1 protein-coding gene is annotated in these 302 nt (G+C 42.1%); it reads right to left on the minus strand.

The window, feature by feature from the left end; translation table 11 throughout:
* On the minus strand, nt 1-302 hold a 302-nt coding region (locus tag IQR33_RS19855), incomplete at both ends, for a transglutaminase-like cysteine peptidase (RefSeq protein ID WP_193843968.1).

Below are 302 nucleotides of genomic sequence, written 5' to 3' on the forward strand. Positions count from 1 at the left end.
AGCTCTCCAGTGCTAGCAGATGACTTCATCAACCACAGGTTTGTACCATTAAAACTGTATATCGGTAGCAAGTCGCTACGCTTAGAGGCTCGGACAATGTCAGGATTGATATTATCGAGAATGAGCGGCTCAGAACTTGGGGTAGGGTAGTAAGCTAATACCATGTGAAACTGATTCAGTTCGATGGCTTTTACGTATATTAAACGCATCTTTGAATCTGGTATTCCTAGCTCGAGTAAAGAGAAGTACTTAGCAATAGTGAAATCTTCACAGTCTCCTGCGTTACTCCCTAAAAATTCGAG

It is taken from the genome of Vibrio sp. OPT46, from assembly GCF_015163535.1.
Classification (GTDB): Bacteria; Pseudomonadota; Gammaproteobacteria; order Enterobacterales; family Vibrionaceae; genus Vibrio; species Vibrio alginolyticus.